This window comes from Cyclobacterium amurskyense (assembly GCF_001050135.1).
Classification (GTDB): domain Bacteria; phylum Bacteroidota; class Bacteroidia; order Cytophagales; family Cyclobacteriaceae; genus Cyclobacterium; species Cyclobacterium amurskyense.
Genome location: NZ_CP012040.1, coordinates 4,181,299 through 4,194,403, shown reverse-complemented (window position 1 = coordinate 4,194,403; position 13,105 = coordinate 4,181,299). Strand labels below are relative to the sequence as shown.

At 37.6% G+C, this 13,105-nt stretch carries 9 protein-coding genes; 6 read left to right on the top strand and 3 right to left on the bottom strand.

What is annotated here, in order from left to right; all coding sequences use genetic code 11:
- Positions 1 to 14 precede the first annotated feature (14 nt).
- The 5 genes from CA2015_RS17140 to CA2015_RS17120 all read left to right on the top strand — a co-directional run bounded on the left by CA2015_RS17140 (position 15) and on the right by CA2015_RS17120 (position 8,592).
- Positions 15 to 3,422: a DUF1080 domain-containing protein gene (locus CA2015_RS17140; RefSeq protein WP_048643008.1), complete on the top strand. Its 3,408-nt coding sequence runs from the start codon at positions 15 to 17 to the stop codon at positions 3,420 to 3,422.
- A gap of 622 nt (positions 3,423 to 4,044) precedes the next feature.
- Complete coding sequence (locus CA2015_RS17135) at positions 4,045 to 5,205, top strand: hypothetical protein (protein ID WP_240477827.1); 1,161 nt, start codon at positions 4,045 to 4,047, stop codon at positions 5,203 to 5,205.
- A 4-nt stretch (positions 5,206 to 5,209) separates the two neighbouring features.
- The gene (locus CA2015_RS17130; RefSeq protein ID WP_048643006.1) at positions 5,210 to 7,186 is read left to right on the top strand and encodes an OmpA family protein; all 1,977 of its coding nucleotides are present in this window, start codon (positions 5,210 to 5,212) and stop codon (positions 7,184 to 7,186) included.
- Between the two features lie 24 nt (positions 7,187 to 7,210).
- Positions 7,211 to 7,924 (top strand): SIR2 family NAD-dependent protein deacylase, encoded by a 714-nt coding sequence (locus CA2015_RS17125; protein ID WP_240477826.1) that lies wholly within the window; start codon positions 7,211 to 7,213, stop codon positions 7,922 to 7,924.
- A gap of 17 nt (positions 7,925 to 7,941) precedes the next feature.
- A complete protein-coding gene (locus CA2015_RS17120; protein ID WP_240477825.1) occupies positions 7,942 to 8,592 on the top strand; it encodes a hypothetical protein in 651 nt (216 codons plus the stop codon).
- Between the two features lie 407 nt (positions 8,593 to 8,999).
- On the opposite strand, the gene CA2015_RS17115 is transcribed toward CA2015_RS17120, so the two are convergent.
- The 3 genes from CA2015_RS17115 to CA2015_RS17105 all read right to left on the bottom strand — a co-directional run bounded on the left by CA2015_RS17115 (position 9,000) and on the right by CA2015_RS17105 (position 12,394).
- On the bottom strand, positions 9,000 to 9,797 hold the full coding sequence (locus CA2015_RS17115) for a hypothetical protein (RefSeq protein ID WP_048644587.1): 798 nt from the start codon (positions 9,795 to 9,797) through the stop codon (positions 9,000 to 9,002).
- A 172-nt stretch (positions 9,798 to 9,969) separates the two neighbouring features.
- Positions 9,970 to 10,989: an L-glyceraldehyde 3-phosphate reductase gene (gene mgrA / locus CA2015_RS17110; RefSeq protein ID WP_048643005.1), complete on the bottom strand. Its 1,020-nt coding sequence runs from the start codon at positions 10,987 to 10,989 to the stop codon at positions 9,970 to 9,972.
- A gap of 37 nt (positions 10,990 to 11,026) precedes the next feature.
- Entirely contained in the window at positions 11,027 to 12,394 is a 1,368-nt protein-coding gene (locus tag CA2015_RS17105; RefSeq protein WP_048643004.1) for an exonuclease domain-containing protein, read from the bottom strand.
- 169 nt (positions 12,395 to 12,563) lie between these two features.
- On the opposite strand from CA2015_RS17105, the gene CA2015_RS17100 reads away from it, so the two are divergent.
- Positions 12,564 to 13,103: a DinB family protein gene (locus CA2015_RS17100; protein WP_048643003.1), complete on the top strand. Its 540-nt coding sequence runs from the start codon at positions 12,564 to 12,566 to the stop codon at positions 13,101 to 13,103.
- The last annotated feature ends 2 nt before the right edge of the window (positions 13,104 to 13,105 follow it).

Genomic DNA, 13,105 nt, shown 5'->3' with positions numbered 1-13,105 from the left:
GAATAACCAGTATTATGGAAAAATATTTTATTAAAAGAGTGGCTTTGATACTTTGCCTTTTTGTAGGGCATGTGTTTATAAGTCAGGCGCAAAATCAACTCGATGCGGGAAGAACTACCGCCACTAAAATTGCAGATTTACTTAACCGGTTTCCAGCCAATAACGCAAGTGCTTTAGAAGCGGCTATGAAACAAATGGAAGACTTGGGGGCTAGTGGCATTACCGAAATGGCACTTATGCAGAAACCAGGTGTCAACAATGAAAACATAGAGTATGCTTTGGCCGGCTTTGCATTTTATGCAAGTAAGGATGGCAGAGAAGATTTGGCGAATATGGCTGTAGATGCCTACACAGATGCCATAGGAAAATTGACTGATCCAGAAGCTCAAAACTTTGTGCTGAAACAAATAAAATGGATCGCTAAAGATGGAAATTTAGAAAGCATCAAACCTTATTTGACAAATGAAAGGCTTTCAGGAACAGCATCCAGAGTATTGGCAAATATTGGTTCTTCCAATGCTGCCTCTGCATTGATTGCCGCTCTAAAAGCTTCTAACGACGATGCCCAAAAAGCCAATTACATTGAGGCATTGGGAGATATGGGAGCAGCAGAAGCTACCGAAACGGTATCCACCTATATAAACTCCAGCAACCCTTCACTTAAAAAAGTAGCCATATATGCTGCTGCCAGCATTGCTGATCCATCAAGTGCAAGCTTATTGTATGCTGAAGCTGAGAAAGCAGGCTTTACTTTTGAGCCAAGCAATGCTTCAGCTCAATACCTAAGGTATATTGACAATTTAGGTGCTAAAGGAAGTAATAAGTTAGCGGTAAAATTAGCCAAGAAACTAGATAAGGCTACAAATGTAAGCCAACACTACCACACCAAAGCTGGAGCTTTGGAATTATTGGTGAAATTTGATCCTGAAAAATCAAGCAAGCGACTAAATAAAGCAGCCCAATCGGATGAATACAGGTACAGAGGTACTGCTTTAGGCTATGTTACCGATGACCAACTTATCCAAGGATTGGAAGGATGGAAAAAAACTTTAAGCAAAGGAACTGATGAAACTGTGGTTGCCATTCTTCAACGCATGGGCAAAGTCCATAATGAAGCAATTGCGCAAACTATTTTACCTTATCTAAATAGTACCAATGACAGAATTCGTCAAACAGCAATTTCCTCAGTTGTTACTTCAGGTGATAATTTGGCTTTGACACAAATTCTTGATCTATTGGCTTCAGCTAATGATTCAGATAAAATGCAATTGCTAACAGCTTTGCAAACCATGAAGGGAGACAATGTGACATCCGAAGTTGCAAAAAGGGTTGGAAATGCAGACAATGCCAATAAAATCGCATTATTAGGTCTTTTGGCATCTAGAGCAGCAGAAGATCAAATTGATGTTGTCTTTACTGCTACCTCTAGCAATAACTCTGAGGTAAAATCAGCTGCTTTAACAGCGCTTTCATCAATGGCTACACCAAATGATTTACCTAAGCTGGTTAACCTTTTGAAAAATGAAAGCTCCGCAGATGACTTGAATAAAATCCAAGAAGCAATCATTGTTGCCAATGCCCAAAAAGGGAACCTAGCATCAGAAACCAAATGGGCTATGGATCTATTACCTCAGCTTTATTTGGACAAACAGTTGTACTTGTATAAAGTATTGGCAAAAACTGGTGGTGAATCTGCTTTGAACAAGCTTCAAGACATTTATGAAACAGGAAATGTAAAACAGAAACAAGCAGTTATTGGTGCTTTGAATCATTCAGAAGATCCAGCGGCCACAGGCCCATTATTGCATATTGCCAGAAATGCAAGTACTGATCAATTAATGGACGAAGCCTTATCAGGTTATATTAGGTTAGTCCCTTCAACCGAAGGAACGGCTACTCAAAAAGTATTGATGCTTAGAAATGCGTTGGAATTGGCCAAAAGTCAAGAAAATATTCATGCGATCTTACGTCAACTCGGTAACTATCCTACTTTTCAAGCTTTACTCGTAGCCGGAAAATACCAGGAAAAAGCTGATTACCAACAAGAAGCTGCAAGAGCAGTAATGAAAATTGTATTGAACAACGATGCCCTTTTTGGTAGCAAGGTTAAGTCAATTGTTGAAAGAACAATTGAAGTGATCAGCGGACAAGACAGTCAGTATTACAAGACCTCTCTTAAGAAGTTTCTTGATGAAATGCCTAAAGGAGAAGGTTTCTACCCGCTTTTCAATGAAGAAAATTTAGATGGTTGGAAAGGTGTATTCAGTAACCCTATAAAAAGGGCTGAAATGACTGAGAGAACTTTCAAAAGAGAACAGGAAAAAGCCAACGAAACCATGAAAACTGGCTGGATAGCTGAAGATGGTTTACTTGTATTCACCGGTAAAGGTCAGAACATAGCTGCAGAAAAAGACTTCGGTGATTTTGAAATGTTTGTGGATTGGAAGATCACTGCTGATGGAGATGCCGGTATCTATTTAAGAGGAACACCTCAAGTTCAAATCTGGGATATTGCCAGAACAAATGTAGGTGCAGAAGTTGGTTCTGGAGGGTTGTACAACAACAAAAAACATCCAAGTAAGCCTTTAAAAGTTGCTGATAATCCTGTAGGAGAATGGAATACTTTCCATATTATTATGCAGGGAGAAAAAGTAACTGTTTACCTGAATGGTGATTTGGTGGTAGACGATGTAACACTAGAAAATTTCTGGGACAGAGAGTTACCTATATTCCCAACAGGACAAATAGAACTTCAAGCCCATGGTACCTATGTAGCTTACAGGGATATTTATATCCGTGAGTTAGTAGGAGCTCCAAAATTTGAGCTTAGCGATCAGGAGAAAAAAGATGGTTTTAAAGTTTTATTTGATGGAACAGATCTAGACGAATGGACAGGAAATAAAACAGACTATGTTGTAGAAAATGGTGTTTTAGCTATTTATCCAGGCAAAGGTGGTTCTGGAAACCTGATGACAAAAGAAGAATATGAGGATTTTGAATTCAGGTTCGAATTCAAATTAACTCCAGGTGCCAACAATGGATTGGGCATCAGGGCACCTCTAAAAGGAGATGCTGCATATTCAGGTATGGAACTTCAAATCCTTGATGATACAGCTGAAATATACAGCAAATTAAAACCTTATCAGTATCATGGCTCCCTATACGGTGTCAGTGCTGCTAAAAGGGGTCATCTTAAACCTGTAGGTGAATGGAACTATCAGGAAGTAATCGTAAAAGGTGACCGCATTCAAGTTATTCTTAATGGTACTAAAACACTTGATGTGAATATCTCAGATGCCAGAGAAAATGGAACTTTAGATAAAAGAGAGCATCCTGGACTTTCAAATAAAACAGGACATATAGGATTTCTTGGACACGGAGACATTTTATTCTTTAAAAACATAAGAGTAAAAAATCTCTAAAATTGATTTTGTAAGAGGGTTTTTGGTCAATAAAGTCAACTAAATATCATGGAATTTTATTGAAATTTCCATCAAAAACATCTTTGAGGAAAACCAATTACCACTGAATTTATTCAAAAGAGAGGCAAAAATATTGTCTCTCTTTTTTTTTACCTTCCCATAAAAATAGCAACTTATAGGTGCTAATTCCTCTTCATCCCCTTCTCCTCCTTGCGAATTCCTAGTCCACCTGAGGCTTAGAAAGATTCATCACTGAGGCACTCCAATTGACCTATTCTCTTTCTCCTTTTTATTGAAAATAGAAACCCTTTTTTATGCATTTTTACCTAGGTGATAGGTTTCGGTAAAAGGTTGGTATTAGGAAAAGTATAGCATTAAACCCGGATTATGCAATAGACATTCTATTACTTAATCCAGGTTAAAAGAGCAAAAACACAAATTTGCTGTATTGCGATTCTAAATAATCACCTTGATTCGGCCCGATTTATAAGCAAATTAAAACAAAGGTAAAATCTGGCATGATTATAGATTAATTTATTATATCCATTTTTATAAAATATTATTGTATAAAAATAAAATTCATAAAACATTTACCTACATTGACTCATTCCAATTCCAAAATATGATGAAAAATTTATTAATCTTATGTTTAATCTTGACTTTACCCTTGCAGGTTATAGGTCAAATAAAGTCGGTCACCTTTTCTCCTGAAAAAAACCAGATCAATTCAGGGCTTCCTTTACCTTCCGAAGAAAGATTTCTTATCGATGGTGTACTTCCTCCAGGTATAAGACGGGTAGAGGTGAAAATTTATAAAGCCAATAAAAAAATAACTACAGCTGAGAGCTATATATGGAAAGCCGCTTACCTTTCAATTCCATCAGCATTTGAAATTTATGTTGCTTACCCATTAAGAAGTAATGAGAATTATACCCTAAAGTTTTTTTACTACAATGCCACTGACACGACCGAAATGTCAGCGGTGAAGGATGCCATTCACACCAATTTAGAAACCTATCTTAATGCAAATTTTGAAGTCAATAAAAAGGGTGTCAAAGCTTTGGTCTCTCAAAAAGCCATGATGGTACAGTTAAATGAAATTGTAAACCAAGGACTTAGCAATTACACCCACCAACTGGATCAGAGCTTCAATGGTTTTAGTGATGTGGTAAAACAGAAAATTGAGCAAGTGCATGGGCTGAAATTAAAAAACGCCAAATTCAACTTATTGAAGAAAGATGACAGTACCAAAGGTACGGACAATGCCTACTATGCCAATCAAATCTTGGCCCAGCTTGTAGCCCTTACAAAGGCTGAAACAGATCAATACCTTCGTTCAAATTTACTGATGTTGGTAGATGTACGTGAGATAGACAACTATCCTACACAGAAAAAACCCTATTACTTACCTATTAACATTGGTTATGCAGGGACCTATTTTGGCGGGGGGTTCAACGATTTAGATTATGGAACCTCTGCTTTTGCAGGTATTTCTGTCCCATTAGGTAATAAAAATTTCACCAAAATATTAGGGAATGCTTCCATCTCTACAGGTGTTTTCTTCTCAAATATGACGGATGGAAACCAAACTGAAATCAGTGGGCCACTTATTGGTAGACCTACTTACATTGGCTTAGGTTACAGCATATTCAGGATTATGCGATTTAATGCTGGAGCAGTATTGACGTCCTCTAATGTCAATTCAAATTTCGAAGATGTAACCGTTTACCCATTCATAGGCTTTAGTGCAGAATTCAATATTTGGTTAGGACTTAAACCTTAAAAGCATGTTTAGAACACTACTCTTCCTAGGCCTGTTTATAGCTCAGTCAGCTAACCTATCAGCTCAATTAAACCCTTATAAGCTGCGAATTGGGGCTGGAATAGGATATTCCAATTATTATGGTGACCTCAGTAATTACCGCTATGGAAAATTTCCAGATTGGAATTCTTTGGGTGAAACTTATTCTTATAATGCCAACTACAACCAATCTCCATCCATTTCTTTATCCATAGAGCAAAGAATAAATGCAAGCTGGGGGTTACTGCTAAATGGGGGACAATATACCTTGTCCATGAGTGACCGATTTGTAGACACCAATGATGCTTTAAAAATTGATGGACCAAATTTCAATAGGGCTTTAAATTTCAAGACGCGGGTAAAAGACTTGGGTTTAGGTTTTGTTTTTAGAAGCGACAATGGAAAAATATTGCGGGAAAATGCACTTATAGCCCCTTACCTTTCTGTACATGGAGGTTGGTTACAATTCAAACCTAAAGGTGACCTTTTAGATAAGGATGGAAACCAATACGATTATTCACAAAATGAGTTAATCACTGATGGAAACTTCGAAACCGACCTAGGAAAACTTCAGGCCTCTAGCAATAATGGCTATGATGAAAATGCTTTTTATTTGGCAGCAGGTATTGGAATAAGATTTAGGCTAACCAAGCAAATTGAGCTGTATTTTCAATCAGATGTAAAAAGAACAAATACAGATTATATTGATGATGTGGATGGATCTTCCAGAACTAGCTATGTTGATGAATTTCAAAAATATGCAGCCTATCCTGGAGTTGCTTTAAGCCCTTCTGACAGAATGATCAGAGGAGATGCGCAAAACAACCGGGATTGGTTCTTCAACCATCAATTTGGGCTAAAAATAAGTTTTCTCCCTTCGAGAACAGCCTTCAGAGCCAACACAATAAGCCCATCTTCGACAATAATTCGATCAATCACTGAGATAAAGATTGAATATGAAGGAACGGATTCTTCAAATAACACAGCTTCATCAGAGACAATCATAAACAACAGTGACTTCAATAAGGAAAAGGTGTTAGCACCCGAAAGAAAAGCATTGCCTATTGAAAGCAAGGTCCAAGAAATACCTGCCCAAATAGAATCAAGAACTAATGCTGACAGTACGCTTACATTTTCGGCACTCAATTCCAGAATTAGCGAAACGGAGCAAAAAAGGGATTCGGTGACCATTTGGCAATACCCCTTTAGACAATCCGATCCAGAAATTGTTTACGTTCAAGAAAAAGAGACTGTTTATAGTCGTTACAATCAAAACAATTTGAGAGAACAGAGTGATCCTCAAATAAATGCCCCGTTTGTAGCAGCTTCTCCTGAAAGCCAAGTGGCTAATTCCAATATCCTTTATCCCCTACCTTATTATGGTCGACCTTCCGCAGTCAACCAAGCTGCCTATGTTACAGCTCCTATTGGCATGGACTCAACGATGATCGCTGACAGCACCGCACTCGTGCAGTTGGACACTGTAGAAATGAATTCAATCAGTACTGGATTTAAGGCAATACCAGGACAAGGAATTGGCGGGCAAAAGTACAAATTTGAAACACCGGCAAACGTTCAGGGAAACAATTCACAATTGTTAAATTCGAATGAAAGCAAAGCAGCTTTAATAGAAAATGGCCTTTACGCTGAAATTTATTTTGAATCAAATCAGAGTATTTTATCAGAAAATGAAACCTTAAAGTTAGCTCCTTTGGTTAAAATGTTAAACCAAACGCCTAAAGCTATAATATTGGTGAAAGGCTTTGCTGACAATACTGGCAGCACCTCTTATAACCTTAAATTGATAGAAAAGAGGGCCGCTGTGGTTGAAGAAAGCTTATTGAGTCGATTTGGTGTAGACAAAGACAGGATAGAACGTCAACCGGGTGCACTATTGATAAGGGGAGTTCAAAGGAATTCACGGCCAGAAGACCGAAAAGTGGAAGTTCAGGTTTTTTATTAAAGACAATAAAATACAAATAGTACAATGAAATCAGAAATTAAAAATCTTGTTGTCCTAACAGGAGCGGGAATTTCTGCGGAAAGTGGAATAAAAACCTTTCGGGATGACAATGGACTTTGGGAAGGACATGATGTGATGGAAGTAGCCTCACCAGAAGGCTGGAACAAAGACAAGGAAAAGGTACTTGAATTTTATAATTCGCGTAGGAAAACTGGCCTTTATGCCAAGCCAAATGAAGCCCATCTTAAGCTTTCGGAACTTGAGAAAAAGTATAAGGTTACTATTATTACTCAAAACGTTGATGATTTACATGAGAAGGCTGGCTCATCAACAGTACTTCACCTCCATGGAGAGTTGTTCAAAGCACAGAGCACCATTGATCCAAAATTAGTGTATCCCATTGAAGGCTGGGAATTAAAAATAGGAGATAAATGCGAAAAAGGTAGTCAGCTACGACCCTATATTGTCTGGTTTGGTGAACCTGTACCAATGATGACTTCTGCTATTTCTGCAGTTGAAAATGCAGACGCCTTGGTCATCATAGGCACTTCTATGTTGGTCTATCCTGCTGCGGGATTGATAGACTATACCAGAAAAGAAATTCCTAAATTTGTCATTGATCCAATAATTCCACACATCCCCAGCCAGGAAAATATTTTCTTTATTGAGGAGAAAGCCAGTACAGGTGTGAAAAAGTTGGAAAAACTTTTGAAAAATTGGAAATTTGAGGGCTTATAGGTAAATATTGTATAGTTTTGCCTTTCACTTTTAACTCCGATCAATTGGACACTGAATACAGCAGTACATCAAGGGCCGAAAGTAGCAGAATAATCATTAAGAACTTCATCAAGCTAACGCTGGCGGGCCTTTTTATTGGTTTTTTTCATTCTCATGATTTCTGGATTGGCCTGGTATTGGCCATTTACCTGATATACTCCCTAGCAAAAAGGTGGAAGCGCAATGCTGATGACAAGATGGTGTTTCTGACTGGAACAATTATCGGCGGTGTATTAGGTGTTTGCTGTGAGATCTGGGGCGTTTTTTTTGGTTATTGGGAATACCATGACCTTAGCTTGGGCAGGTCTTTTCCCTATTGGCTGCCTTTTGCATGGGCTTTGGCTTTTACCTATATCTACCAGCTAGAAAAAGATTTAATTTCAGCTTTAAGTATCAAAAAAATAGCTACCAAAATCCTATTGTCAATTGTCATAGCTATGATATTCCCCACTTTTGGTGAAATCATAACCATTAATTTAGGCGTTTGGACTTATTATTGGCCCCTACAGGTATTTGGTGTGCCACTACTAGCGATCTTCTTACTTGTAGTCTTTCATACTGGGGTCAATTTTTTGATGGTTTTAATCTGTAAGCATTTCGGTTGGAAGAACACTGTATTCAACCCTTAAAAAAAACCATAAAACATCTGTTTTATTAAGGGAATATTCCCGAAGCATTAGTACTACCCTATTGCATAAGTTGGATTAGACACATAAAATCCCGACTAACTAAGATCATTATAAAAAAGAGGCCACAGGATCAGCAACCTTATTGCTTTTCTGTGGCCTCTTTAAACCCGGATTATGTAATAGGATTTCTCCGTCCTGACAATAGTCAGGGGTGAAGCCTGTCCCGTGTTTACGGGAAGTGTTGCAATCACAATAAAATCAGGCTATTTGGAGACTGAGTCATAGCACCGCTATGGTGAAGTCGAAAATAGCAACGAAATGACTGATTTTAAAGTTATTACAGCACGTAATAGATTGTCTATTGCATATTTCGGGTTTAATTTACCATTACCTAAATTATAGTGCTTTTACCTGACTGCGGATTGTAGGGTCGCCAAATAAACCCATTTTTGATCTCTGGATTTTAAGCCCTCTAGCATTGCTTCTTGCTCTTTATCTGTCATCTCCATGTCTTCAAATTCCATAGAATTAAAAAACTGAATATAATCCCTGTAAATGTTCATGGTCAAATGAGTAGATTTTGCTTCACTTCCTGTTGGTAGTGCTGTTCTCAAAAATCTCCAATCTTCCATTAGGTCATTGGAGATTTTTTTCTGATGAAGAGGCAAAAATATTTGTTCTTCAGCAGTTTCGTATTCTTGAAATTTACCTTCAACTGCCTTCATAAGATCGAAAGTAGCTAAAATCCCGGGAGTGTATTGGAAATCATCATCCGTTCTCGCCACTTCTAACATATAGCTCCTAACAGCTAAATCCCTCATTTCCAAAGAAGAAGCAATCTTATTTTTTGCTTGTTCTGCACTCATTTCAGGAAAAGCTTGTACCGCACTATTGATCAACTGATTCATGTTGTTCCCATTCATCATCGATACAGGGTCTTCATAATAGGTAACAGTCAAGTATTGGAAGTTTTCCCCTTCTAAATCAGAACCTGATTGAAGTGACCAAAAGTCCCATCCACTGATGTGTCCATCATTCTTTTCTTGTTCGTAAACCTTCTCTAAAAACTCCTTATATTCTAAATAATCCAAAACTTTATTCGGCTCTACTTTGATGAATTCCAAGACCAAAAATTGCTCGTTTTGTCCATAAACATTGACTACTGCCATTACGGATATTAACCAAATGATTAGCTGCTTTTTCATACCTTTTTGTTTTTGGGTTCTTACCCAATATACAAATTTAAAATAGAAAATAAACCGATTATAAGTAAATTTCGCCATTAAAAATATTATAATTGCAAAATAAAAAAGGCCTTTGGAATTCTTAATGTATTCCAAAGGCCTTTAAGGCAGAATTTTATGTAAAATTGTTTGCCTAGCTTTTTAAAATTGTTTCAATTTTTAGTAATTCGTCCTCAGTAAAACTTAAATTCTTCAGACTATTCACATTATCCTGAAGCTGAGAGGCTTTACTAACACCAACAAGCACCGAGGTAATTGTTGGACTCTTCAACAACCAAGCTATGGCCATTTGAGCAAGACTCTGCCCTCTTTCTTCTGCAAGGTCATTTAATTTTTTAACCTGACTCAATACCGCTGAAGTTATATTACTGGATTTAAGATACCTTCCATCCTTTACGGCTCTTGAATCCTCAGGAAAACCATTGAGGTATTTATTGGTTAGAACTCCTTGCTCCAGAGGAGAAAAGGCAATGGCACCTATACCTGACTCATCTAACACATTCAGTAAATCCTTTTCTACCCACCTGTCCATCATGTTATACCGCGGTTGGTGAATTAAACAAGGCGTTCCTAACTCTTTCAATATTTTAGCCGCTTTGATTGTGTCAGCTGCACTGTATTGAGAAATACCTACATAAAGCGCCTTTCCCTGACGCACAATCAAATCCAAGGCGCCCATGGTTTCCTCTAAAGGAGTATCTGGATCTGGCCTGTGGTGATAAAATACATCTACATAATCCAGTCCCATTCTTTTTAAACTTTGGTCCAGACTAGCGACCAAGTATTTCTTGGAGCCAAAGTTACCATATGGACCAGGCCACATGTCCCATCCTGCCTTGGAAGAAATCAGCAACTCATCTCTATAAGCTAAAAAATCCTTTTTAAGAATTCTACCAAAATTCTCTTCAGCAGCACCATAAGGAGGTCCATAATTGTTCGCAAGATCAAAATGCGTAATCCCCAAATCAAAGGCTGTTCTTAAAATTTCTCTTCCTACCTTAAGGTCATCACTATGACCGAAATTGTGCCAGAGCCCTAAAGAGATGGCTGGCAAATCCAATCCACTTTTACCGCATCTTCGGAATTTCATGTTATCATACCTTGAAGGATCAGGTACATATACTGGCAGTGGTTCTTGATCGTTTATTTTCATAATATTTTTTTTATAGAGGTTTATGTTTCAAGCAAATTCAACTATTTTCTAAATAAACTATATTGTTTTCAGGTATTTTATCCCAAAAGGATTTCAGTAAATAACGAGTCTCAACCACTCTTTTAACAGGTTTTAGTGCAGAGATCACTTCTTCGGAGGATTGATAGGACATGTTTAAGTCCAAAAAACCATAGGCAGAAAGAAAACCATCTTCAAAAAGCAATGCGACCTCTTCTTCGGGATTTCTACCTATATCTTTCACCAAGAACCTTTCTCCTTCCATTTTCACAGCAGCAAAAACTTCATCGGCTCTTTCGTTATAAACTTCAGGCAATTCTTTGCCACAGCAGGCCCCATTGCATTCACCTACTTGAAAATCATAACAGGCTCCATTCTTTTTTTGTATTCCATTAAGTTTTGGGCAAAGCTGGTATTCCTGGTTTTTTTCTACTAAGAATTTCCAACCACTGGCATGGCTGGTAAATGTAGCTAAAGGCTTAATTCCGGGTACAATCTTATTGATTTGAAACCGAGTGTAACCTTCCCTGTCCGTATAGGAGAAAATACCCCAAGACATGGCTTTTACTTTTAGCGACCTGTTGTACTTTGGCCACAGCCTTTTGATTTCCATGGCCTCTAACAACAATGCCAGTAACTCACTTCCTGTAACTTCATAACTTACGTCACATATCTCACTTTTTAAACTCAACTTAGCTTTACCTGTAAAGTGTCCATTGAAGCGACTTTGTATGTTCACTGCTTTGCCTACATAGATCACTTTCCCGTTGGCATCATGAAAATAATACACCCCTGTAGATTGTGGGATTTCATTAAACTGTTCTTTGCTGATATTGGGAGGTAGGGTTAATGCCTTGTGCTTGCCTTTTATGGCTTGACCAATATGGTCCTCATGATCTGCCTCCAGAAGTTGGCCAAACAATATAGATGTGGCCCATGCATCACCCATAGCGCGGTGACGATCATTCACGGTGATTCCTCTTGATTCACATAGACGACCCAGGCTATAACTTTTAAGCCCAGGAAAAATTTTCCTACTTAATCTTACAGTACACAGGCGTTTGGGTTTGTACACTTTTCCTTCTCTTTCAAATGCCTGCTTAACAAAGCTATAATCAAAGCCTACATTATGAGCGACAAATACCTTATCTTCTAATAAGTCAAAAAGTTCATCAGAAATATCTGCAAAAGTAGGTGCTCCTTCAAGCATCTGTGAGTCTATGCCTGTGAGCCCTGTGATAAAACCAGGCACATGCATTTCCGGATCCAACAATTGCTCATATTGCCCGGTAATTTTCTCACCATCATGAAAAACCACGGCAATCTCGATAATCTTGTTATTACCAGTAAATCCTCCCGTAGTTTCAATATCTACTATTGCGTACATAAATAACTCATAAGTAAAAACAATACTCAGAAAAAACAAAATGATTCATTTATTTCTTCTTGAATAAAAGTTGTCAAATTTGTAATATTAGATATTAAACTGAAGAACGAAGCAAACAATTTCCTTCAGGGCATCTTTTAATTCAAATACTTTATTAAACATAGCGATTATGAAAGAAAAAGCAGATGCCTGGCAAATGGAATTAACCAAAATCACTTGGGAATTTGAGAAGCTCTTAGAGGATTATGACCTTACTACTTTAAACTTAAAACCAGGACCTGGAAAATGGAGCCCAATGGAAATTATTGACCATTTAATCCAAGTTAATGCTTCTTATTTTCCCATTTTTCAACAAATCATTGACCAGAAGTTTAAGACACCACTATTAGGTAGGCTTCCTTTTTATGGTAAAAAAACGGGAGAGATGATCCTTGCATCCATGAATAAAAGTACAAAAATTAAAACTTTTTCTTCCTGGGAACCTGCTGAAAAGATGCATAACAATGACCTGAAGTTTGATTTTTTCAATAAACAAGACCAATTGTCCAATTACATTCAAAAGATGGAACCTTATCTAAATCAAAAACTTATGATTTATTCTCCGGCCAATAAATGGATTGTATACCCTTTGGACACAGCAATAGAAATTATTTTGAGCCATGAAAAGAGGCATCTTACTCAAATAAAGAACCAACTAATTGTCCAATAACC

What these genes read in the sequence shown, in the direction of transcription:
- CA2015_RS17100 (WP_048643003.1), top strand. Translation starts at nt 12,564, where the DNA reads ATGAAAGAAAAAGCAGATGCCTGGCAAATGGAATTAACCAAAATCACT.
- CA2015_RS17130 (WP_048643006.1), top strand. Translation starts at nt 5,210, where the DNA reads ATGTTTAGAACACTACTCTTCCTAGGCCTGTTTATAGCTCAGTCAGCT.
- CA2015_RS17135 (WP_240477827.1), top strand. Translation starts at nt 4,045, where the DNA reads ATGATGAAAAATTTATTAATCTTATGTTTAATCTTGACTTTACCCTTG.
- CA2015_RS17115 (WP_048644587.1), bottom strand. Translation starts at nt 9,797, where the DNA reads ATGAAAAAGCAGCTAATCATTTGGTTAATATCCGTAATGGCAGTAGTC.
- mgrA (WP_048643005.1), bottom strand. Translation starts at nt 10,989, where the DNA reads ATGAAAATAAACGATCAAGAACCACTGCCAGTATATGTACCTGATCCT.
- CA2015_RS17125 (WP_240477826.1), top strand. Translation starts at nt 7,211, where the DNA reads ATGAAATCAGAAATTAAAAATCTTGTTGTCCTAACAGGAGCGGGAATT.
- CA2015_RS17140 (WP_048643008.1), top strand. Translation starts at nt 15, where the DNA reads ATGGAAAAATATTTTATTAAAAGAGTGGCTTTGATACTTTGCCTTTTT.
- CA2015_RS17105 (WP_048643004.1), bottom strand. Translation starts at nt 12,394, where the DNA reads ATGTACGCAATAGTAGATATTGAAACTACGGGAGGATTTACTGGTAAT.